This window comes from Paraliobacillus sp. JSM ZJ581 (genome assembly GCF_044383835.1).
Lineage (GTDB): Bacteria > Bacillota > Bacilli > Bacillales > Amphibacillaceae > Paraliobacillus.
In genome coordinates this window covers 163,259-184,945 of sequence record NZ_JBISEP010000002.1, presented here as the reverse complement: position 1 = coordinate 184,945, position 21,687 = coordinate 163,259, and the positions used below count along the sequence as shown (strand labels likewise).

Annotated in this window: 19 protein-coding genes; 6 read left to right on the top strand and 13 right to left on the bottom strand. The window is 35.3% G+C overall.

Annotation, left to right across the window (positions count from 1 at the left end; translation table 11 throughout):
• Positions 1-21: 21 nt before the first annotated feature.
• Both ACH6CY_RS02605 and ACH6CY_RS02600 read left to right on the top strand, forming a co-directional pair.
• Entirely contained in the window at positions 22-1,155 is a 1,134-nt protein-coding gene (locus tag ACH6CY_RS02605) for a YibE/F family protein (protein ID WP_374065674.1), read from the top strand.
• A complete protein-coding gene (locus tag ACH6CY_RS02600) occupies positions 1,152-1,919 on the top strand; it encodes a YibE/F family protein (protein ID WP_374065673.1) in 768 nt (255 codons plus the stop codon). Before ACH6CY_RS02605 ends, ACH6CY_RS02600 begins: the two co-directional genes overlap by 4 nt.
• 155 nt (positions 1,920-2,074) lie before the next feature.
• On the opposite strand, the gene ACH6CY_RS02595 is transcribed toward ACH6CY_RS02600, so the two are convergent.
• The 5 genes from ACH6CY_RS02595 to ACH6CY_RS02575 form a co-directional block, all read right to left on the bottom strand.
• The gene (locus ACH6CY_RS02595; protein WP_374065672.1) at positions 2,075-4,051 is read right to left on the bottom strand and encodes an FtsX-like permease family protein; all 1,977 of its coding nucleotides are present in this window, start codon (positions 4,049-4,051) and stop codon (positions 2,075-2,077) included.
• On the bottom strand, positions 4,041-4,802 hold the full coding sequence (locus tag ACH6CY_RS02590) for an ABC transporter ATP-binding protein (RefSeq protein ID WP_374065671.1): 762 nt from the start codon (positions 4,800-4,802) through the stop codon (positions 4,041-4,043). The genes ACH6CY_RS02595 and ACH6CY_RS02590 overlap by 11 nt, the downstream gene beginning before the upstream one ends.
• A 93-nt stretch (positions 4,803-4,895) precedes the next feature.
• Complete coding sequence (locus ACH6CY_RS02585) at positions 4,896-5,900, bottom strand: sensor histidine kinase (protein ID WP_374065670.1); 1,005 nt, start codon at positions 5,898-5,900, stop codon at positions 4,896-4,898.
• Positions 5,901-6,590 carry a response regulator transcription factor gene (locus ACH6CY_RS02580; RefSeq protein ID WP_374065669.1) on the bottom strand — a complete coding sequence of 230 codons (690 nt, stop codon included), beginning with the start codon at positions 6,588-6,590 and terminating at the stop codon, positions 5,901-5,903.
• A 579-nt stretch (positions 6,591-7,169) separates the two neighbouring features.
• Positions 7,170-8,063, bottom strand: coding sequence for a fructose bisphosphate aldolase (locus ACH6CY_RS02575; RefSeq protein ID WP_374065668.1), 894 nt, complete (start codon positions 8,061-8,063; stop codon positions 7,170-7,172).
• Positions 8,064-8,545: 482 nt separating this feature from the next.
• Between ACH6CY_RS02575 and ACH6CY_RS02570 the strand changes: the two genes are divergently transcribed.
• On the top strand, positions 8,546-8,776 hold the full coding sequence (locus ACH6CY_RS02570; RefSeq protein WP_374065667.1) for a hypothetical protein: 231 nt from the start codon (positions 8,546-8,548) through the stop codon (positions 8,774-8,776).
• A 47-nt stretch (positions 8,777-8,823) separates the two neighbouring features.
• Here ACH6CY_RS02570 and ACH6CY_RS02565 read toward each other — a convergent pair whose 3' ends face one another.
• The 8 genes from ACH6CY_RS02565 to ACH6CY_RS02530 all read right to left on the bottom strand — a co-directional run bounded on the left by ACH6CY_RS02565 (position 8,824) and on the right by ACH6CY_RS02530 (position 16,799).
• Positions 8,824-9,738 (bottom strand): Gfo/Idh/MocA family protein, encoded by a 915-nt coding sequence (locus tag ACH6CY_RS02565; protein ID WP_374065666.1) that lies wholly within the window; start codon positions 9,736-9,738, stop codon positions 8,824-8,826.
• A gap of 37 nt (positions 9,739-9,775) precedes the next feature.
• Entirely contained in the window at positions 9,776-11,068 is a 1,293-nt protein-coding gene (locus tag ACH6CY_RS02560) for an NAD(P)/FAD-dependent oxidoreductase (RefSeq protein ID WP_374065665.1), read from the bottom strand.
• A 409-nt stretch (positions 11,069-11,477) separates the two neighbouring features.
• A complete protein-coding gene (locus ACH6CY_RS02555; RefSeq protein ID WP_374065664.1) occupies positions 11,478-12,332 on the bottom strand; it encodes a class II fructose-bisphosphate aldolase in 855 nt (284 codons plus the stop codon).
• Between the two features lie 19 nt (positions 12,333-12,351).
• Positions 12,352-12,807: a PTS sugar transporter subunit IIA gene (locus ACH6CY_RS02550; protein WP_374065663.1), complete on the bottom strand. Its 456-nt coding sequence runs from the start codon at positions 12,805-12,807 to the stop codon at positions 12,352-12,354.
• Positions 12,808-12,824: 17 nt separating this feature from the next.
• Entirely contained in the window at positions 12,825-14,225 is a 1,401-nt protein-coding gene (locus ACH6CY_RS02545) for a PTS fructose transporter subunit IIC (protein ID WP_374065662.1), read from the bottom strand.
• Complete coding sequence (pfkB, locus tag ACH6CY_RS02540) at positions 14,218-15,156, bottom strand: 1-phosphofructokinase (protein ID WP_374065661.1); 939 nt, start codon at positions 15,154-15,156, stop codon at positions 14,218-14,220. The genes ACH6CY_RS02545 and pfkB overlap by 8 nt, the downstream gene beginning before the upstream one ends.
• Positions 15,157-15,280: 124 nt before the next feature.
• Positions 15,281-16,057 (bottom strand): MurR/RpiR family transcriptional regulator, encoded by a 777-nt coding sequence (locus ACH6CY_RS02535; RefSeq protein ID WP_374065660.1) that lies wholly within the window; start codon positions 16,055-16,057, stop codon positions 15,281-15,283.
• A gap of 34 nt (positions 16,058-16,091) precedes the next feature.
• Positions 16,092-16,799: an HAD family hydrolase gene (locus tag ACH6CY_RS02530; protein ID WP_374065659.1), complete on the bottom strand. Its 708-nt coding sequence runs from the start codon at positions 16,797-16,799 to the stop codon at positions 16,092-16,094.
• A gap of 273 nt (positions 16,800-17,072) precedes the next feature.
• Here ACH6CY_RS02530 and serC point away from each other — a divergent pair, with 273 nt between their 5' ends.
• The 3 genes from serC to ACH6CY_RS02515 all read left to right on the top strand — a co-directional run bounded on the left by serC (position 17,073) and on the right by ACH6CY_RS02515 (position 21,661).
• Positions 17,073-18,161 (top strand): 3-phosphoserine/phosphohydroxythreonine transaminase, encoded by a 1,089-nt coding sequence (gene serC, locus ACH6CY_RS02525; RefSeq protein ID WP_374065658.1) that lies wholly within the window; start codon positions 17,073-17,075, stop codon positions 18,159-18,161.
• Between the two features lie 365 nt (positions 18,162-18,526).
• Positions 18,527-19,366: a transporter substrate-binding domain-containing protein gene (locus tag ACH6CY_RS02520; protein ID WP_374065657.1), complete on the top strand. Its 840-nt coding sequence runs from the start codon at positions 18,527-18,529 to the stop codon at positions 19,364-19,366.
• Positions 19,367-20,134: 768 nt separating this feature from the next.
• The gene (locus ACH6CY_RS02515) at positions 20,135-21,661 is read left to right on the top strand and encodes an AbgT family transporter (RefSeq protein WP_374065656.1); all 1,527 of its coding nucleotides are present in this window, start codon (positions 20,135-20,137) and stop codon (positions 21,659-21,661) included.
• Positions 21,662-21,687 lie beyond the last annotated feature (26 nt).

Sequence of the window (21,687 nt, the reverse complement as noted above, 5' to 3'; positions counted from 1 at the left end):
AGAAAAATAGGAGATGTTATTTTGAACAAATACAAACGTGTTAGGATACATATAGAAAAAAAACAGTGGGTTTCTTGGGGCATTCTCCTACTTTTGTGTTTAGGCTCTCTATTTTTTGTTAACCATAATGCAACGTTCTATAATAAACCAATTGCTGAGGTTACTGAAATAATAGATGTAAAACAAGTGGATGTAACAGACAGTAAACAAAATCATGATGTTGTATATACACAATTGCTTGATGCAACCTTGAAAAACGGAGAACAGAAGGGGAGTCGCATCGAGTTAACTAATGAATATTCCGACTCAAGAGCATACCATCCTAAGCTGTCCAGCGGTGATGAAGTGTTTGTATCGGTTCAAGAAACAAACTCGGGTGATTTAGTTGGAAGTATCGCTGATATCAAACGTGATGAGGCTTTACTTGTTGTTGCATGGATCTTTATTTTTGTTTTACTAGCAGTGGGGAGTAAACAAGGACTTTTTGCAATGATAAGTTTAATCATAAATGCAGTAATTATTGCATATGCACTACATTTATACATTGATACATCTAGTGTTAGTCTGTTATTTATTATGAGTGGCGCAGTTGTTGTCATGTCTATTTTATCTTTATTATTTGTAAGTGGATTTCACGCACAAACGTATGCGGCAATTATTTCAACTTTGTTAGGAACATTTATGTTGCTGTTTATTACGATGTATGTTTTGTCTGTCACTAATGCGCAAGGTTTACGTTTCGAGGAGATGTCATTTTTAAGCCGTCCACCTCAAGCTATTTTCATGGCAGGTGTATTGGTGGGAGCGCTAGGTGCAGTCATGGATATTGGTGTATCGATGGCATCTTCGTTGTTTAGCTTATACGAAAAAAATAATGATATTTCTATAAAAGATTTAAGGGAATCTGGAATTGAAATTGGTAAAGATATTATGGGTACTATGACAAATATTTTATTTTTTGCCTATGTGAGTGGGACGATCCCGTCACTGCTCCTATATTTGATGAATGATGCTTCACTAGGGTTTACACTTTCAATGAACCTATCATTAGAATTAACTCGTGCACTTGCAGGAGGAATTGGTATTGTACTAACTATCCCGATTGGGTTGTATGTTACTATTCTATTTATTCGCTGGAAGCAGGTGAAATCATGAATGCATTAGTTGTACTAGCTGCAGTGCTATTTTTACTCATGGCAATCATCGGTGGTAAAAAAGGAGTTCGTTCTTTTATCGCACTATTTGTAAACTTTTTTGTTTTACTTGTCGCTGTTTTAATTATGACAGATCCTAATGCTGATCCTATTCTTTTGACTTTAGTTGCTTGTGCGTTGATCAGCTGTGTGACTTTATTTTTTATTAATGAAATTAATAGTAAGACAAAAACTGCTTTTATCTCAACGTTACTAACTACAGCTCTCATGCTATTGTTTATTTTTATTGTGACGGAGCAGTCAATGATACACGGTTTTGGTGAAGAAGAGGTAGAAGAGCAAACCATTTATTCTTATTATCTCGGAATTGATTTTGTCAAAATTGCTGCTTCTGTGATTATCATGAGTACGATTGGTGCGATAACAGATGAAGCTATTGCAGTTAGTTCGCCGATGTTTGAAATTCGTAAACATCATCCGGTAATTAGTCGAAAAGAACTTTTTTTGGCTGGAATGCGGATTGGTAAAGATCTTTTAGGAACAAATGCGAACACACTATTTTTTGCGTTTTTTGGTGGTTATCTTGCATTACTCATTCGATATATAGATTTAGAGTACACGTTTGGGGAGATTATTAATAATAAAATATTTAGTGCGGAGATGATGACTATCCTTAGTGGTGGAATTGGTGTTGCATTAATCATTCCTATCACCGCATGGATTACAGCGTTTGTGTTAACGAGAACACCAAAAAAGAACAGTTGATGTAGGGATGCCTGGATAAAGGTTATCCAGGCATGATTCCCCTTCTTTCTGCAGGGGACGATTTATTCCATTACATTTGCTTAGCTTTTTTTATTACTCATTTAAATATGTTATGTCACCCACTATCTGTGCACAGCCTCCTAAAACTGCACCTGTTACCTTTTATAATGCATCCTTATCATACGTTTATAATACAGTACTGACAGTATTCCGAAGATTGAATACAATCCAGTGTAAATCAACATCACGATGGCTGTAGGGGTAACCATTTCTATTCCAAAGAAAAACCATCCGGATTTAACTGCAAAATAACTATGACTCAGTCCGACGATAAGTGGAATACCAAAGTTAAAAATTTGCTTGCGACGAATGCCTTTTAATAAATCTCTTTCTGTAAATCCCAGTTTCCAAAGCATTGTGTAGTTAGGTCGCTCTTCTTCACTTTCGTCCATTTGTTTGAAATAAAGAATACACCCGGATGTAATGAGAAATGTTAGTCCTAAAAAGCCAACGATAAACATGATCAATCCAACATATCTCTTTTGATTAATCGTTTCTTCATACCTTGATTCATAACCAGCCCATTTACTAAAGCCTAATTCTCGAAAAATTTCATCTGCTTTTTTCACGTTGCTACTGTTTTTTATATTAACCCCTGTATAATCTGTAAACTCTTGTTTAACATCCGGATGTTGGTCACGTACTAACGCATCATAAATCGATTGATCCACAACAGCAACTGGAAATGCATTAGTTAGGCGTGCTGGCAATACATTCATATCTTTAAAACCTTTAAAGTTGAGGTTAAGAGATTCTGTTTCCCCACTGAGCTTTATCCTTCCTTGATCTTTAAATTTGATTGGGGAGAATTTCTTAAAATAGTTAGACGTGAAAAATATGTCGATTTGTGCAACATCAAACGTTTCTACATCATCATCGCTGATAACGGTCATTGTCGTATCACTAGTGTTAAATGCAGGATTATCACTGTCACTTTGACTCGGTGTCGAAATGACATCCTCTAAATCGACCTTGGTTTCCAGTATATCCAGATGTTTTGTTGTATAGTCGATTTTCGCTTTATCTAAAGCATTCGTAAATTGTTTCACTTTCGGTGCTTCTGATACCTCATGATGAGTGGGAATAGAAAAGTGATCAGGAATACTCTCCAATGCCGTTTTTTCAGCGGAATAATAGGAAATATAACTGAGTGATAAAAAGCCGATGGCTAGTGCTGACAACGTTGTGATTACCGTCAATAGTAATGAGTTCGATCTCATTCTAAACATAATCGATGACAGTGACAAAACATCAGTTACATGTAAATAGCCGTCTTTTTTCTTTCGGATTAGATTGAAAATAAAGCTAACAGATCCTTTATAAAAAAGGTACGTTCCTAAAATCACAGAACCTAAAATGGTTAACATAGCAATAAATAATTGATTGGCGATAAAATCCCCGCTGAACAAACGAGAAGATAAGTGATAGCCAAACACAATCAACCCAATTCCTAATATACCGATAAGTATTTGAAATGGTGTCATTTTTTTCGCGCGTTGCTGTGTAGTGGAAGGCGCATGGAACAATGCCAATATGCTCTGTCGTTTAATAAAAATATAGTTCATTAGCATGATAAGTATATAGATGGCTGAAAAAACGACTAATGTCTGTGCGAGCGCATCCACTGAGAACCTAAGTGTTGCAACGTCATTCACATCTGTGATTTTGAACAAAATGAGCATCAGTAACCGTGAAGCTGAAAAACCAAGGAAAATTCCGATCAAAAGGGAACCAAAATACAATATTAGATTTTCTACACTTAAAATTCGGAAAATCGCTCTTTTGGTCATTCCTATCAATTGAAACAGGCCGATCTCTTTACTGCGTCTTTTAATAAACAGATTATTAGCATATAGTAGAAAAATCGAAACAATCACGATTAACAAGATGGAACTCGTCTTCAAGCCCGCTGCACCTTTGACTGAACCTTTCGCTGTGTCCATTGCAGGATCATATTGTAAGGTAACGAAAGAAAAATACAATGCCACGCTAAAAATCAATGCAAAAATATATAAATAATAGTTCTTAATATTTTTCTTTAGGTTACGGTAAATAATTTGATTAATGTTCATGTTTAATCCCACCTAAGACACTTTGCGTTTTGATGATGTCTTGGAAAAATTCATCACGTGTCTGTGCACCCTTATGGAGTTGCGTATAAATTTGTCCATCTTTGATAAACACCACACGCTCACTAAAACTTGCTGCTGCGGGATCGTGTGTTACCATAACAATGGATGCGTTTCTTTTGACGTTTAGATCACTTAGCTTATTCAATAAATCTGATGCTGCTTTTGAATCAAGTGCCCCTGTAGGCTCATCAGCGAAAATGATACTTGGTTCATGAATAAATGCACGTGCAGCAGAAGTTCGTTGTTTTTGCCCACCAGAAATCTCATACGGGTATTTATTGGCGATGTCCGTAATCCCGAGCTCAGCGGCAAGTAAATCAAATTTTTCTAAGGCCACTTTTTTAGCTACCTTTTTAATAGAAAGCGGCAGTAGAATGTTTTCTTTTACTGTTAAAGTATCAAGTAAATTATACTCCTGGAAAATAAACCCTAAATTCTGTTTTCTGAATTCAGCGAGTTGTGTATTTTTCATTTTATTAAAATCCTGTCCTTCAATCGTAATAGTTCCTTGACTAACACGATCGATGGAAGAAAGAACATTTAACAAAGTTGTTTTTCCGGAACCTGATGCCCCCATAATACTTGCGAATTCACCTTTTTGCACTTGTAAATCAAGGGCACGAAGCACCTCTTGCTTGTTAAATTTGTTTCCATAGGTCTTATAAATTTTCGTTGCTTCTAAAATTGCCATGCAATTCACTCCTTCTATCCCTATTATACCTATACAACGTCTCGTTCTCCTTTAGTATTTCTTACAATCACCAAAAAGCATGTGACAGTTTTGTCACATGCTTGCAATATCGATCAAGTCATTTTCTTTTGGGAAAGTTAATGCAAACATTGTCCCCTCGTCTAATTTAGATGTCACCTCTATTGTTATATGAAGAGAGTTCGCTACTTGTTTGGTTAAATATAGCCCCATACCCGTTGCGACTTGATCAAGATGCGTAACCGTATTTGTAAAACCCCGGTCAAAAATACGCGGTAAATCTTTTTTAGCAATCCCGCGACCATAATCAGTAATCGTTAGCACACACTGCTCTTCTTTAATAAAACTTTCAATCAGAATATCGGACGATTCACTGTATTTAATCGAGTTGGTCAAGATCTGTCTAGTCATAAAACTAAACCATTTTGCATCAGTCAGCACGACAGTTTCTTGAAGGTTGACATCAAAACCGATGCCTTTTTGCACACACCATAATTTCAAGGATTTAATTTCTTGGAATAAGAGGGCTTTTAAATTTGTTTTTTCAATAAAAAGGTCGTTATGAATAAAGGGAATCCGTTTTTGATGTAGCTTTTGATCCAATAGAAAATGAACGCGTAACCATTCGTACATAAGCTGTCTTTTGAGTTCTTGGTCATTCGTGCGTTCAATAATTAACTGCATCGTTGTAAGGGGTGTTTTCATCTCATGAATCCAACTAAGTGTATCATCTTTTTCCCGCTCCACATTTATATGCAATTTGTTTAATTCTGTTTTATATAGATTTTTTTGGTTCTGAATCATGTCAGAAGCGATTGATTCAAACGTACTACTTGCTTCAGGTATCATGGTTAAATCAAATGATTGGCTGTAGTTTTTCAATGCTTTATAAAAACGAGTTTCCTTATGATGACGAACAATTGTGAAGACGCTAAAGAAAAGTGACAGTATAAATACAATATACAACATCGAGTTAAATTGAATTCCAGGATCCAAAAACGCAATAAGCAGGACAAAGAGCTGGGAAAAGATAAAAAACAAAAACCAACTGAGGCGTTCTCTTAAGAATACTTTAATCATCTAAGTCACATTTTCCTTTGCAACATATCCTTGTCCGACTCTTGTTTCAATCGCTTCACCTAAATCTAGCTTAGTCAGCTTTTTTCGCAGTCGATTAATGTTCACGGTCAATGTATTGTCACTTACAAACCGGTCATCATCCCAAAGACTTGTTATCAATTCTTCTCGTGTCACGATATCATTTTTCCTTTCAATCAGTATCTTCAATATATACATTTCATTCTTTGTAAGTTCAATCATGTCTTGTTCACTAGAAACGGTTCCTTTTACAAAATCAACAGTAACACCGCACCACGTTTTCAGCTCTAACTGTGTATCTGTATTATAATTGTATACACGTCTTAGAGTTGCTTGAATTTTTGCAATTAGTACATCAAAGTGAAACGGCTTCTGAACAAAGTCATCCGCACCAAGCTGCATTGACATTACCATATCAGTCGGGTGATCTCGTGATGATAAAAAAATAATCGGCACATTTGAATGTGATCGAATCAATCGACACCAGTGAAAGCCGTCGAATTTCGGCAGTTGAATATCAATAATAATCAAATCTGGTTTACCATCAACGAATTCTTCAAGTACATTACTAAAATCCATGACCCCAATCACATGATAAGACCACTGTGAGAGCCTATCTTTCACTTCTTGAAATAGTGTTTGATCATCTTCGATCAACATAATTGTAAACAAAACGTTCACCACACTTTAATTATCTATTTAAATCTATATTAATACGAGTTTAGAAGGAAGTAAAATAAGTTATAAAAAAAATGGTTTTAAAAGATGAGGATAGTAATTCATAGGAAGCTGAATAGTTATATATGGGAAAGGAATCCAACTTTTAATCTTTGATTTTGTTCAATTAAGTAAAATTGAATTATTTTATATCAAAAGTTAAACAACTATATTTAAGAGGTTGGGACAAAACAACATTTCTCAAGAGAAAAGCCGAACATTTATTTTAATGTAAGAGAACAAACGTCGCTGTGGAAATGCACTCCCTTTCCGTAGGCACGGCTTCAGCTCGTGCTGTTCCTACAGGACAAGGAATACTTCGACAGCAATACATCGTGCGAAGAAAATTGCACTTCATTTTCGAGGAGTGTCGTGTATTTCTACAGCTAAATGGTTGCTACAAACAAGTAGACGAACCTTAAATCTTCTTTTCAGAATTAAAATTCGTCTTTTGATAATCACCTTTTGCTTATGTCCCAGCCTCCTAAAATGAATTAACGTTATTGTCATTATGAACCAGGGTGTATAATGTAATTATTTTTTATAAACAGATGCATCATAGATCGAGTTTACTGCTTTTCTTAATTCTTCGTTGAATGCTTCATCTGTTTGATTTGCACTCAAATCTTGGCTTAACGCTCGGGAGAAGCTAGCAATCATACCATTGTTTTCTTTCAACTTACTATTTGCTTCTTCACGAGAATAACCACCAGATAAAGCAACTACACGAACGACTTGTGGATGTTCTACTAAATCTTTGTATAAATTAGGTTTAGTAGGAAGCGATAATTTTAACATAACGTGTTTATGTGGTGAAAGTTTATTAAGGTGTTGCAATAATTCATTTTTTAAAATTTCTTCAGCTCGCTCTTTTTCAGGGCTATGAATATCTACTTCTGGCTCAATAATTGGGACTAAGCCAGCCTCAATGATTTGTTTGCCGATTTCAAATTGTTGATCAACCGTTTCTTTAATCGCTAGCTGATTTGCCTTTTTAATCACTGAGCGCATCTTTGTGCCAAATATACCACGCTCGTTTGCCCGTTGTAATAGTGTATCAAGGTTAGTGATTGGTTTCATTATTTGCACACCATTTTTTTCATCCGCTAATCCTTTGTCGACTTTTAAGAAAGGTACAATACCTTTAACATTTGCTAGATAATCTGCTGTATAGCGATTCTCAATTTTACTATCCATTGTTTGTTCAAAAAGAATAGCACCTAAAATATTGTTTGAGTCAAAAGCTGGGGAAGTGATGATTCGTGTGCGCATTTCATGTACCAGATCAAACATTTCTTTTTCTGTGTTGTAACTATCCTTGCTAATACCATAGTCAGCTAACGCTTTTGGGGTACTACCTCCGCTTTGATCTAGTGCTGCGATAAATCCATTCCCTTTTTTCATCGTTTCTAGTTGACTTTCTAGCATATGATCCACTCCTTTGTTTATCGTTATTGCTAGATTGTGCTACTAAAAGAATTCTAATGTCTTGGTTCAACTATATCATTTCTGTAGGATAAATTTATAGTAAAGCGCTCATCTTAAAGAAATTGTTGTGTGTCTAAAACTCAAGTCTGTATTTTTTTCGTGTTTGGGAAAGTCAGCAAGCGTAATGTATTACACAAATTCATACAGTTGTATGATTTGCGATTGCCTAAGCCATTGCAGCACGGTATTCATTTTTTCTTAAATACTATCAAATTTAAAGTATTTGGACCGATTTTGAGGAATAATTAATGAATTAAAAGTTCCGCTGACTTATATAGCGTTATTTGTTATTTATCAGCATATCTTTAAAAATAGGCTTACTTATTACATTTTTATTCCTTAAGTAGCTATGATACAATTTTTATTAGTAAGAAGAACTTAAGAAAACACACAATCAGGAGGAGATTACGATCTCATTGGAAATGGCGCCAAAAGGTGATACGTGTAGACTAGTTGCAACGGTGAAAGAAAAAGAAGATGTTCAGTTAACCGTTCTTCATCAAGATAAAGGGTTTATATATTTTCCATTGTCAAAGAAAAATGAACAACCGAAAGATATAGAGGAATATATTACGAGTATTCAATCTGAAATTGAGTCCGGTGCATACCAAATAAAATTAGTAAACATGACGGCAGAAGAAGCATATTGTTAAATTTAGCTCACAATGATGAGGTCACTAGCTTGCTAGTGACCTCATTGTTAATTAGATAGAGACGCTTCTATCTTACTAACAATTTGTTCGCAAATATCATGGGTAATTAAGGAGTCATTGATTGACGGCTGTGGTGTCTTGTTATGCTGTACACAATCAATAAAATGATCAACAATCTGGTAAAATCCTCGTTTATACAAAGTAGGCTCCCAATCACCGAAGGTTTGTAAGTTTTTCTCTCGATTATGATAGTGTGTTGTAGTTACTAAACTATCAATCACGTATTTGTGTTGATCTGTTGTATATTCAACAACTTCTTCTGTTATCCCACTATTTCTGTTCATCATTCCAATTGCTGTAGTTTCTTCTCCAATTAAATGAAGAATTAAATGATGGAGCATGCCTTCTTTGTATAAAAAGTCGATTTTTATGTCGGTTACTTCAGTATCCATTAAAAAACGAAGCGTATCTACGACATGAATAAAGTCTTCAACAACAAACTGTCTTGGAACTCCGGGCAAAGCGAAACGGTTTTTTTGTATTAAAATGAGGTTAGGCTTTCTTTTTTCCTTTAGATTCTTTATCATAGGAGCAAATCTGCGGTTAAACCCTACCATTGCTATTGTGTCATTTGCGTTTGCTTTGTCAATTATCCGTTTTGTCTCATCCAAATGAAAAGAAATGGGTTTATCAATGTAAGTGTGAATCCCTTGGTCTAATAACTTTTCTGCAATATCAACATGTGCTGTGGTAGCCGTACTAACAACTGCTGCATCAATATTTTCTTCAATTAACGCTTCTACTTTTTGAACGTAGGTAGAAATTCGGTATTTCTTTGCAAGTTGATGTAATGTAGTTTGATCACGTGTGCAAAGGACTATTTCAACACCTTCTTTCTCTGACAACACTGGAAGATATGCTTTTTTAGCAATATCTCCTAAACCGATCAATCCAATTTTCATTTTGCCACCTCGTTTCTTTAATTTGTCCCCTTTATTCTTAACTAAAGTATACTACGATTGCTTCTCTCAAGCTAATCGTAGTATTTATAAAAATGCAAAGGCAGCATGTTATGTTTCGTTTTTTTTTCGGTCTATGTTGTAAGTAATAGGGCAAGTTGGCACTTTCACCTGTAATAATATCTTCTGAAATAATACGGGCTAATAGTTGGCTATATACCATCCCGTTATCTCCATACCCATATAAGAAATAACTGTGTGGTGCTTCTTTATATTGCCCAATAATAGGAAGTCCGTCTCTCGTTCCACCATAATGAGCAGCTAAATAGTAAGCTGGCTTGACGGGGATGTCGGGGAAAAGCTTGTTAAATTCTTGAATTAGTTTATCTTTTTTATGTATAAGTTTGTTATCACGATCTTCTGCATAGATGGCATTATCATCTAATCCACCAATAATGACTCGGTTGTTTGCGGTCGTTCGAATATATAGATAAGGGCGAGCTGTTTCCCATATTAATGTACGGTTTGGCCAAGTGGAAAAATCATTAACAGGTTCTGTTGTAACGGTATACGTGCTGACAAATGAAGCTTGCTTTTCATTTTTCAACTCGACATTTTCGTATCCAGCACAATAGATAACTTTTTTTGCATGAATCTTCTGTTTTGTATCTGTATAGATGGTAACGCCATCTTCATGATAAGCATGTCCGGTCATTTTCGTTTGCTCATAAACTTTAGCATCATGGTTATTAGCAAATTCGATTAAACCATGTGTGAAAATAAATGGATTAATTTCTGCGTCGTTTTGAAAGTAAATTGCTGCTTCTTTTGAAAATGGATAGATGGATGCAATGTCTTCTCTTGATAAAAACTGAAGTGGAAACTGTGCTTCTTTTAATAGTTGATATTCTTTCTTTAGATTTTCAACATCTTCATGATGACTTGCAAAGTATAAAGTATCCCTTCTAATGAAAGAGCAGTCACGTTTGATCTGTGCTGCTGCCTTTTCAATGTCATCAATAGCTTGTTTACACAGTGATAAATGCTTGAAAATATAAGCCTTTCCAAATGTGTTTTGTAAATTGATAAACATCTTTTCTCCAGCATATTGAATAAGCGCTGTATTGGCGCTTGTGCTTCCACTTCCTATCGTATTTTTTTCAATCAAAACTACATTTAAATCAGTTTCTGCTAGATAATAAGCACATTGTGCACCTGAACTTCCTCCTCCTATGATTAATACATCACAATTAATATCTTCTGCTAATTTTGGATAAATTGGTGTATCGATCAGTGTGGTTGGCCAATAATAGCTTCCTGACTGTATATTCATTAAATGCCCCCTATATTTAAATTTTGTTTACTTTAGGTTATCCATTTTTAGCACATTTACGCATGCAAGTTCTAAAATTGAGTATTGATATGATAAGGCTTTTTTATTTAATGTCCATTTTCAGTAAAAAAATAGTGGCTGTGATCGGTTACGATTAGTTTATCGTACGTTGATGGCAAAGGAATAAACGAATTGGCGTAATAAAGTTGGTTTATTGTTTCTGCATGATAGGAAAAAGAGAAGAGGTGTATAATAAGAGCTTTTCGGTCATTTGAGGTGAAAATATAGGTATTGCCGTCATAGGCGATCGTTATGTCATTGTATACAATCGAGAAATGCCGTTTGTTAAAAAATGTAAACACCCAAAAGAAAATTAGCATTTACTTTTGGGTGTTAGTTAAAATAGCTATTAAGCTTTATAATCACAGCCAACTAATTTTATTTTGGCTTTTACTAGTGCTTTAGCTGCTTCTTTTGCTTTAGTTAAATAAGCTCTTGGGTCTAATGAATCTGGCTCTTGATTAAAGTGCTCGAGAATTGCTCTAGAATAGGTATTTTTAAGCTCTGTTGATACATTCATTTTCACCATACCTAAGGAAATGCACCGCTTCACATCCACATCTGGAATGGCCGAACCACCATGTAATACAAGTGGTATATCTACTAATGAAGCAATCTCTTTAATTCGATCAAAATCAATGTCAGGGTCACCTGTGTAAATCCCATGAGCAGTACCTATTGCTGGTGCTAATGTTGGAATCTTGGTTTGTTCTACAAAAGTGACACATTCGCTAGGTACGGCTTTTTGTGCGTCTTGCTCGGAGACAACAATATTATCCTCCACGCCACCAACTTTTCCGAGTTCTGCTTCAACATTAATGGATAAATGCTTTGCTATTTCCATTACCTTATTTGTTTGACTTACGTTTTCCTCAAAGGAATGCATCGATGCGTCGATCATAATGGATGTATAACCAGCTCGAATACATTGCACAATCAATCCATAATCGGTGCAGTGGTCGAGGTGAAGCGCAACAGGTATGCCATAAGTATCTGATGCAGCTGTGGCTGCTGCGACGATATTGTTAGCACCTAACGATTGAACGGTTCCCATTGTTGTTTGCAGAATAACTGGCGCTTGCAATTCCGCCGCGGCCTCAGTAACTGCATAAATCATGTCTAGTGAATGTACATTAAATGCGCCAACGCCATATTTTTCTTTCTGTGCTTTTTTTAACATTGGTGTAGATGAAACAAGTGCCATTTTTATTTCCCCCTAATAGTCAGCTAATCCAATCTTGTAATAACTGGTAGATTTCTTCTTTGTTTTTGCTATTTTTTAAAATTTCTCGGTTTTCTGAATGAATTAGCATTTTTGATACAGAAGCTAATGCTTTAATGTGTGTGGAGCCTGCTTGGTCTTTAGGAATTAATAAAATAATGAAAAATCTAGCAGGCTGCCCATCCATTGAACTCCACTCCAGCTCCATTTTAGTAGTTATGACTAAAATGGATGGATGTACAATCGTATCTAACTGTGTGTGTGGAATAGCGAATCCATCTTGAAATCCAGTCGTACTCTCTTTTTCTCTTTGTTTTAGTCCAACAATTATTTCTGCTTTATTAGTAGCTATTTTTTGTTCAATAGCTAACTGAGCAACAAGTTCAAATAATTCTTTTTGTGAATGGATATCTTGTTCTAATCGAATGTAATTTTCATTAATTAGATTGTTTCCCATAGTAATTCCTTCTTTCTTTATTTATTACTAGCTCTTTTTTTATAAGAACCGTATAGGAATGCTCCTACAAGCGAACCGACTAGAATTGCGAATACCCATTGAAATGCACCAGTAACAACTGGGAGTACTAAAAATCCGCCATGTGGTGCAGGAACTTGAATTTTCATCATATATGTTAAAATAGAAGAGATAGATGAACCAATCATTAGTATAGGAATAACAACAATTGGGTTTTTAGCGGCAAATGGTATAGCTCCTTCTGTAATATGTGTCGCACCGAGAATAAAGTTAACTCCACCTGCGTTTCTTTCCGCTTGGTTGAAATGCTTTCTAAAGAATACGGTTGCAAAAGCTGTTATTAATGGTGGTGTAATACATGCTGCAGATACACCAGCCATGAAGAAGTAGTTACCTTCACCTAGCAAAGCAGTACCTGTGACATATGCGGCCTTGTTTACTGGTCCCCCCATATCAAATGCACTCATGGCACCAACGATTAGTCCTAATACAACTGGATTTGAGTCTTGGAAATTACTTAAGAATGTTTTCATTCCTTCGTTAATTGCTGTCATTGGCTCTACGAGTAAAGTCATAATGATGCCAATGAGTAAGATGCCAATTACAGGATATAAGAAGATAGATTTTAATCCATTAAGTGATTTCGGCATATTTTCTAACAACTTCATTAATAGTATAATAATGTAACCAGCGATAAACCCTGCTGCAATCCCGCCTAAAAATCCAGCACCACCATTATTTGCGATTAAACCACCGATAAACCCAACAACCATCCCAGGTCTTTTGGCGATTGAATCAGCAATAAATGCGGCAAGAATAGGCACCATTAATGAAAATCCTAATCCTCCAACATTTTTTAATAATGCGGCAAACTCATTATATGAGCTATGTTCCGGGTCTGCTGAGTGAATCCCAAACAAGAAGGAGATTGCGATTAATACACCGCCACCAACGACAAATGGTAGCATGTGTGATACACCATTCATTAAGTGGGTGTAAATGCTGTGCAAAAATGTATTATTTCCTGATGTAGTATTTTCATTTTTATCGTTATCAGATACATCATTCTTTTTTGCTTTGTAAACAGTTGCTTTTCCATCAATAATTTGTTGAATTAGTTTTTCTGCTTCATGGATCCCTTTTGCAACAGTTACTTGTACAGTAGGTTTTCCTTGAAAACGACTAGGATCGACATCTTTGTCCGCTGCAATAATAACACCATCAGCTTCTATAATATCTTGTTTAGTTAATTCGTTTTCAACACCTACTTGCCCATGTGTTTCCACCTTAATTTCTACGCCTAATTTTTTCGCTGCTACTTTTAATGCTTCTTCTGCCATAAATGTATGTGCAATTCCAGTTGGACACCCTGTAGCGGCAACAATTTTAACTTTAGCCATTGTTTAACTCCTCCTTTAATGAATAAATGAAAATTTGTTTTATTAGTGCATGAATATCTGAAAGGTCACTTAAACCTTTGCTAAAAGCGGTTGAAGCTCCAACTGCTGAAGCCATAATAAGTGCTTGTTCAATAGACTCACCTTTTATTTCTTGAGCAATGAAGGTAGCAAGCATGGCGTCACCAGCACAAGCTGTATTCACAACTTTCCCTTTAGGTGCAGTAACTTTAAAAGCATCTGTTTCAGAAACGTAGATCGCTCCTTTTTCTCCTCTAGACACTAAAACCCGTTGAGCTCCTTGTTTGACTAGTTCATTTGCATATAAAATGATTGTATCTTCAGTTAGGTCCTCTTTTTTAATGTTAAAGAAGCTAGCTAACTCATCATCATTCGGCTTGATTAAGTAAGGCTTGTATGCTAAGCAATCTATTAAAATAGGAGAGCTAATATCTAGAATCAACTTAATGTTTCTATCCTTACAAATTTTTGCTGCTTCTAAATAGAAAGTATCGTCAAGTCCTTGTGGCAGGCTACCAGATATAAATAATGTACTTTGTTCTGGAAGCTCACTTAGTAGCTTCATCATTTTGGAAAGCTCGTTTATCGGTATGTCAGGGCCTTGGTTAACAATTTTATATTCTTTGTCGGCGTTAACAAACACATTGATTCTTGTAGTACCAGTAATGGAAATGAAATTTGTTTGAATGTCTTTTTTCTGTAAGTCTTCTTCAATAAATCTGCCGCTAAATCCACCAAGAAACCCTAGTGCTGTATTAGCCAAACCGAAACGCTGTAACATAACGGATATATTGACTGCTTTTCCGTTTGCCTGATAATCCGCTTCGTTTGTTCGGTTTACGATGTTTGGTAGTAATTGATCCATCCCTATATATAGATCAATAGCTGGATTTGGTGTTAATGTGTAGAGCAACTCATCACCCTCCGTCTCGTTGTTTTATCTCTATCTAACTTTATTATTGCATAGGATCAAATGAAAATGTTTTCAACTTATGTAAACGTTTTATCCAAGTGAAAATAAAAAAGAATGCCCTTAGTTAGAGCATTCTAATTGCATACGCATCCAATAAAATTCTAGCAATTACATTCAGAGGAAGTCTGGAACGAACTTCATAGTCGGGTATATAGGAATGACTACCTTTGAATCCGATAAAAGTCATCTCAGACATGGAACTCAAAGTGGAATCTACCCGTGTTGTTAGTGTGATAGTAGTTAGTTGTCTGATCGTTAAGTTTTTACAAGCTTCTACTAATTCATTTGTTTCTCCGTTTAGAGAAATGAAAATTGCTAATTCATTATCTGAAATACTTTTAGACTTAATTCGGATAATGTTGGGGTCATCATGAACTTCACAATTTTTCCCCATTAATTGCAGTTTAACCCCCATTTCTTTTGCAATCATTTCCGAAAAACCTCTCGCAAAAATATAAATTTTACCTGCATTATAAATTTTTTGTACAGCATCTTCAATTTTTCCGGTACTTTGAAGTTGGATTGTTTTTTGTACTTCATGCTCATTTTTTTGAATGGCTTGTGTGATTTTTGAATTAATATCTTGCATCTCATTATTTTTATCAGAAAAATTCACTTTTTCTTTCAGACTATACTTGAAAGAAGTATAACCATCATAACCGATTTTTTTCATCAAGCGGACGATTGTTGCTGTGGAGACATTTGCATTTTCACTAAGTTTGACAATAGACATGGTTGAAATTTCCTCAATGTGATGCTGTATATATTCAAGTAAATATTTATCAGTCTCACTCAAATGGATAAACACATTAGGTTCAATATCAAATAATATATCATTCACTATATCCCTCCTAGCTTCATTTTTAAAATCAATTTTATAAGCGGTTATTCTGAAATAATGTCACTAATTTGCTTGGGTGGCTGACTTCGAAGTCTGGTGAGATGTTACAACTCGGCGCCTGTCTTTGGCGATGGTTCATCCAAATGGCTTTCCATCCGGCTTGCTTTGCTCCTATAATGTCATGCTCAAAAGAATCTCCAATGTAAATGGTGTGCTTTTTTTCTAAATTTAATTGCTGTTCAAGATAGGAGAAAACTTGCTTGCTAGGTTTTGCAATACCTAGAGCTCCGGAAATAAAGACATGTTCCTTTGGAATCCATCGGTTCAGCTGTAGCTGTTTGATCTTCATCGTCTGATGTGCTTGTTCTCCGTTTGTTAAAACAGCTAATTGTATATTATGCTGATTGAGATACTCCATTAATTGTTTCATCTCATCGAACAATCGGATGTTATGTTGTTCTTGTAAATATTTTTCTTGAAACAATAGTGCCTCTTTGCGTTCAAGTTCAATATCAAATGCTTTGGCAGCTTCAGTTATACGATAAACGTGTAAATCTTCTATAGCCACTTCACCGGAAGCGCTCTGATGAAATAGTTGGTCACTAAACTTTCGACTACTTATATAAAATTCATTTAGTTCATTTTCAGAAAACTTTCTACTAAAATAAGACTGTACCGCTTTTTTAAATGGTAGTATTTGATCATATAATGTGTCGTCTACATCAAATACAATCGTTTTCAACATCAACATCTCCTAACATGATTAATTATTCCTTTTTCTATCATAACACGTATTGCATGCTGTTTTTTTATTTAGTCGTATTTTAAATAGTCAAACAATAGACAAAATTTTTAGAAAATTACAAGTTGAAAGTAGATAATAATATTGATAAAATAATCACAAAGATGAAAGAGAAGCATACATGATGAGATTTATTGCTTAGGAAGAGTTTGGAGGATTGTAAATAATAAGATCCTTCTCTTTTTATATAAAATTATAGATAGGTGTGGTTGTATGGATAGAGTATATAATTTTTCAGCTGGTCCTTCTATGTTGCCTTTGCCAGTTTTAGAAAAGGCACAGAAGGAATTATTAAACTATCAAGGCTCTGGAATGTCAGTTATGGAGCTTAGTCATCGATCGACGTTTTTTACTGAGATTATTGCAGAAGCAGAAAACTTGTTACGTCAATTGATGTCGATCCCTGACAATTATAACGTTTTATTCTTGCAGGGAGGAGCTTCACAGCAATTTGCGATGGTTCCGATGAATGTGTTAACTAAAAATCGAAAAGTAGATTTCGTACATACCGGTTCTTGGTCGAAGAAAGCAATGGCAGAAGCAAAAAAGTTTGGCGAGGTTCGAGTGATTGCTTCTTCGGAAGATAAAAATTTCACTTATATTCCAAGTGTAACATCAAATATGATTGATCCAAAAGCGGATTACGTCCATATTACAATGAATAATACAATAGAAGGTACCGTGTTTCGAGACATTCCTGATGCAGGAAATGTACCAATTGTAACTGACATGTCTTCAAGTATATTATCTGAGGATATTGATGTATCGAAATTTGGCTTGATATATGCAGGAGCACAGAAAAATATTGGTCCTGCTGGTCTTACTGTGGTGATTATTCGTGAAGATTTAATTGGTAATGCTCCAGCTCACACTCCTACTATGTTAAATTACGAAACACATAGAGACAGTGAATCGCTATACAATACACCGCCTACATTTGCTATCTACATGGCTAAACTGGTGTTTGAATGGATTAGAGATCTTGGTGGGCTGAAGGTAATGGAGGAAATCAATCGAGAAAAGGCAGCGTTACTTTATCAATGTCTTGACGAATCAAAACTATTTACATCGCCAATTGATCGGAAAGACCGGTCATTGATGAATGTTCCATTTGTTTCTGTGAATGGAGATAAAGATATAGAAGCGAAATTTATTAAAGCTGCACAGGGAGAAGGGTTAGAAACATTAAAAGGTCATCGCTCTGTCGGAGGAATGCGAGCTAGTATCTACAACGCAATGCCGAAAGAAGGAGTAGAGAAACTAGTTGCATTTATTAATAAGTTTGAAAAAGACTACGTCTAACAGATTATGGAAAGATAAAAATTAAAAATGTTGAGATACAACTAAATGACGCATAAAGAAATGAACGATAAGATGTTAGATTAAGATTATCGTTCATTTTTTATTTAGATCCAATCATTTGGCTGTTGCAATATGTGATATGCATTAATAAAAAACTGTTTTTTACGATGTACTGTTATTGGATGTTCCCTTGTCTCGTCTGTACTTGAAAAGAAGACCAGTTTGAAATGGTAGGAAGTGAAGCTGGACTTGTTCTGTATCAATATTATTTATTAATTTATTAATACAGGTGTGCAAAGTGTTGATATTATAAGTTATAACTGTTATATTAATTTTGTATTCATAATATAATAGGGGGGATATTTGTGAAAAGGGTTATTTATTTATGTATAGTGCTTTTCATCCTTACTGCATGTGGGCAAGACGAGGAATCTGAAAAGGATGTTGCTGGAGAGAAATGGTCAAACATTCAACAATCGGGGGAAATTGTTGTAGGGACAGCGGGAACGTTGTATCCAGCATCTTATTATCCGGAGGGGTCTGAGCGTTTAACAGGATATAATGTTGAGGTAATCCGAGAATTAGCAAAGCGCTTGGAAGTAGAAGTGAAGTTTGAAATCATGTCGTTTGATGCTATGCTAGCAGCTTTACAATCAGGTCGTGTTGATATTATAACGGCAGGTCCTAGGGAAGAGAGTAAAGATAAATTCATTTTTAGTGACCCAATTAAATATTCTTATTCTACTATGATTGTCCGATCGGAGGACCATTCGGGGATAGAATCTTTAGAAGATCTGAAAGGTAAAAAAGCAGGAGGTGCAGCAACGACTGTTTATAGTGATATTGCTCGTAAATATGGAGCTGAAGTGATCACTTATGGAAATGCAACCAATGATGTTTATTTAAGAGATGTAGATAATGGTCGGACAGATGTTGTAATAAATGATTATTATCTACAATTGCTTGCATTAGAAGCATTTCCAGAAATGGATTTGAAACTACATCCGGATTTAAAGTTCCATCCACAAACAGTTAGTGTTGTTGCAGAGAAGGATGCAACTACATTAGCACAAAAGATCGATGATGTGCTTGAAGAAATGAAAGAAGACCAAACGTTAACAGAATTATCAAAACAATTTTTCGGTGGACAAGATGTGTCGGAAAAATTGGAAACAGATATAAAAGAAATAGAAGGTGTAGAATAATATACAGTAAGATTTGGATGTTTGTATATCTGGTACGTTTAGGGTGATCCATTGGGTTGAAAGTTGTTATTGAAAGAGTTAAACAAAAGAACGAGTAATCTATTTACAACAAGTAGTCTCTACTATATTGTTTTTAGGAATTCTACTTTGTTGAATGAAATCAAAGGAATAGAATAGGACAAAAAGCATTATCTTAACTGATCTAGATAATGCTTTTTGTTGTTAATTATAAAAGCTACTGGATACAGACAAATGTTAAGGTTAACTGTGTCCTGCAACATTTTAGCTATATCTTTTTAACTGATTTTTTAATTTTGGTATAATATGCTACGCTTCGTCATATACTGCCTTAAAGTTAGCGAATGAAACGGAAAAGCATGCTTAACATGAGAGTTAATGTCTTTTGAGTTAACAGGCGCTATCTACTGCAATTGTAACGATACAATCTCCCAGACTTAAAGCGAGTCATGCTACTGTTTAAAATAACGCTGTTTATTGTGTCAAATACAACATTAAAATTTTCTGCGACAGTTAATGGGAAATGCTTGTGTAAAAACCTTTCGAATCCATGATTGTAGACGATAATAAGGTTGTATGTTTCACCTAGAACTGACAACTTAACCTATTGAAATTCTTAATTTTCGCAATAATTGTTTTTATCTTTTAAAATAATAAGAAATGTGATATATTTTGAAAATGTGTATTAATGTGCATTGATATTTATTCAATTGTTAGAAAATTCATGTTTTAATTAAAGGAGTAGATGACGTGTCAAAGAGAAAGAAAAGCTTTTTCCAACGAAGTCTAGATAGAATTGAAACTGTTGGAAATAAGCTTCCTCATCCTGTCGCATTATTTGCATTGCTTGCGTTGCTTGTTTTAGTCGTATCTGCAATTGTTTCTGCCACAGGTGTTTCGGTTGAGCATCCGGGTCAACCAGGGGAAATGATTACTGTAAAGAATTTATTAAATGGAGAAGGAATTGCTTATATATTTACAAGTATGGTAGATAACTTTATTAATTTTGCTCCATTAGGTGTGGTGCTTGCTACAATGCTTGGTATCGGTTTGGCAGAGCGTTCTGGACTTATTAGTGCTTGTTTGCGCGGTTTTGTTTTGGCTATTCCTAAGAGCCTGATTACAGCAGGGCTTGTGTTTGCGGGTGTTATGTCAAGTGTAGCTACTGATGCCGGATATGTCGTTTTACCACCTTTAGGTGCTGTTATTTTTGCGGCGTTAGGACGTCATCCGCTTGCTGGTCTTGCCGCTGCATTTGCTGGTGTTTCGGCAGGTTTTAGTGCTAACTTGTTATTATCCTCGCTTGAACCATTGCTAGCAAATATGACGATAGAGGCCGCTGCTATTGTCGATCCGAGTTATGCAGAAGGCATGAATATTACTATGAATTATTATTTTATTATTGTATCGGTCTTTTTGCTTACTATTGTTGGTGCGGTTGTTACAGAGAAATTAGTTGAACCTAGGTTAGGTAAATATGAAGGGGATTATACAGAAAATTTAACAGGTTTAAGTAAGATAGAGAAAAAAGGCTTAATTTATGCAGGGTTAAGTTTACTTGTTACAGTGATTGCTGCTTCTTTCTTAATTGTACCTGAAGGTGCACCGCTACGTGGGGAAGATGGGGCAATTATTCAATCTCCATTTATGCAGTCGTTGGTTGTCATTATTATCTTTGCCTTCTTTGTTCCTGGTTTAGTTTATGGTATTGTTACAAAAAATATCACAAGTGATAAAGATGTGGCAAGTAAATTATCTGATGCGATGGCAGCTATGGGAATGTTTATTGTTCTATCGTTTACTGCTGGGCAATTTGTTGCTTATTTTAATGAATCCAATTTAGGTTTGGTTATTGGTGTTTATGGTGCTGATTTTCTAGAAAGTATTCAATTAGAAGGTATTCCATTAATTATACTATTTATTCTGATTGCCGGATTTATTAATGTTTTTATAGGCAGTGCTACAGCGAAATGGGCGATGATGGCGCCTGTATTTGTTCCGATTATGATGGGGATGGGCTATTCACCTGAGTTAACTCAAATGGCTTATCGTATCGCTGATTCGGCTACAAATATTATTTCGCCATTAATGACTTATTTTGCGGTAGTTATTGCTTTTGCGCAAAAATATGATAAGAAAATGGGGATTGGAACGTTGATTTCTACAATGTTTCCGTATACGATCTTCTTCTTAATTGCATGGACAGTAATGCTCGTTGTTTGGATGCTATTAGGAATTGATTTAGGTCCAGGTTCACCTATTCATTATACAGGTTGATTAGAAAAGTCAAGGTGATGTCATTA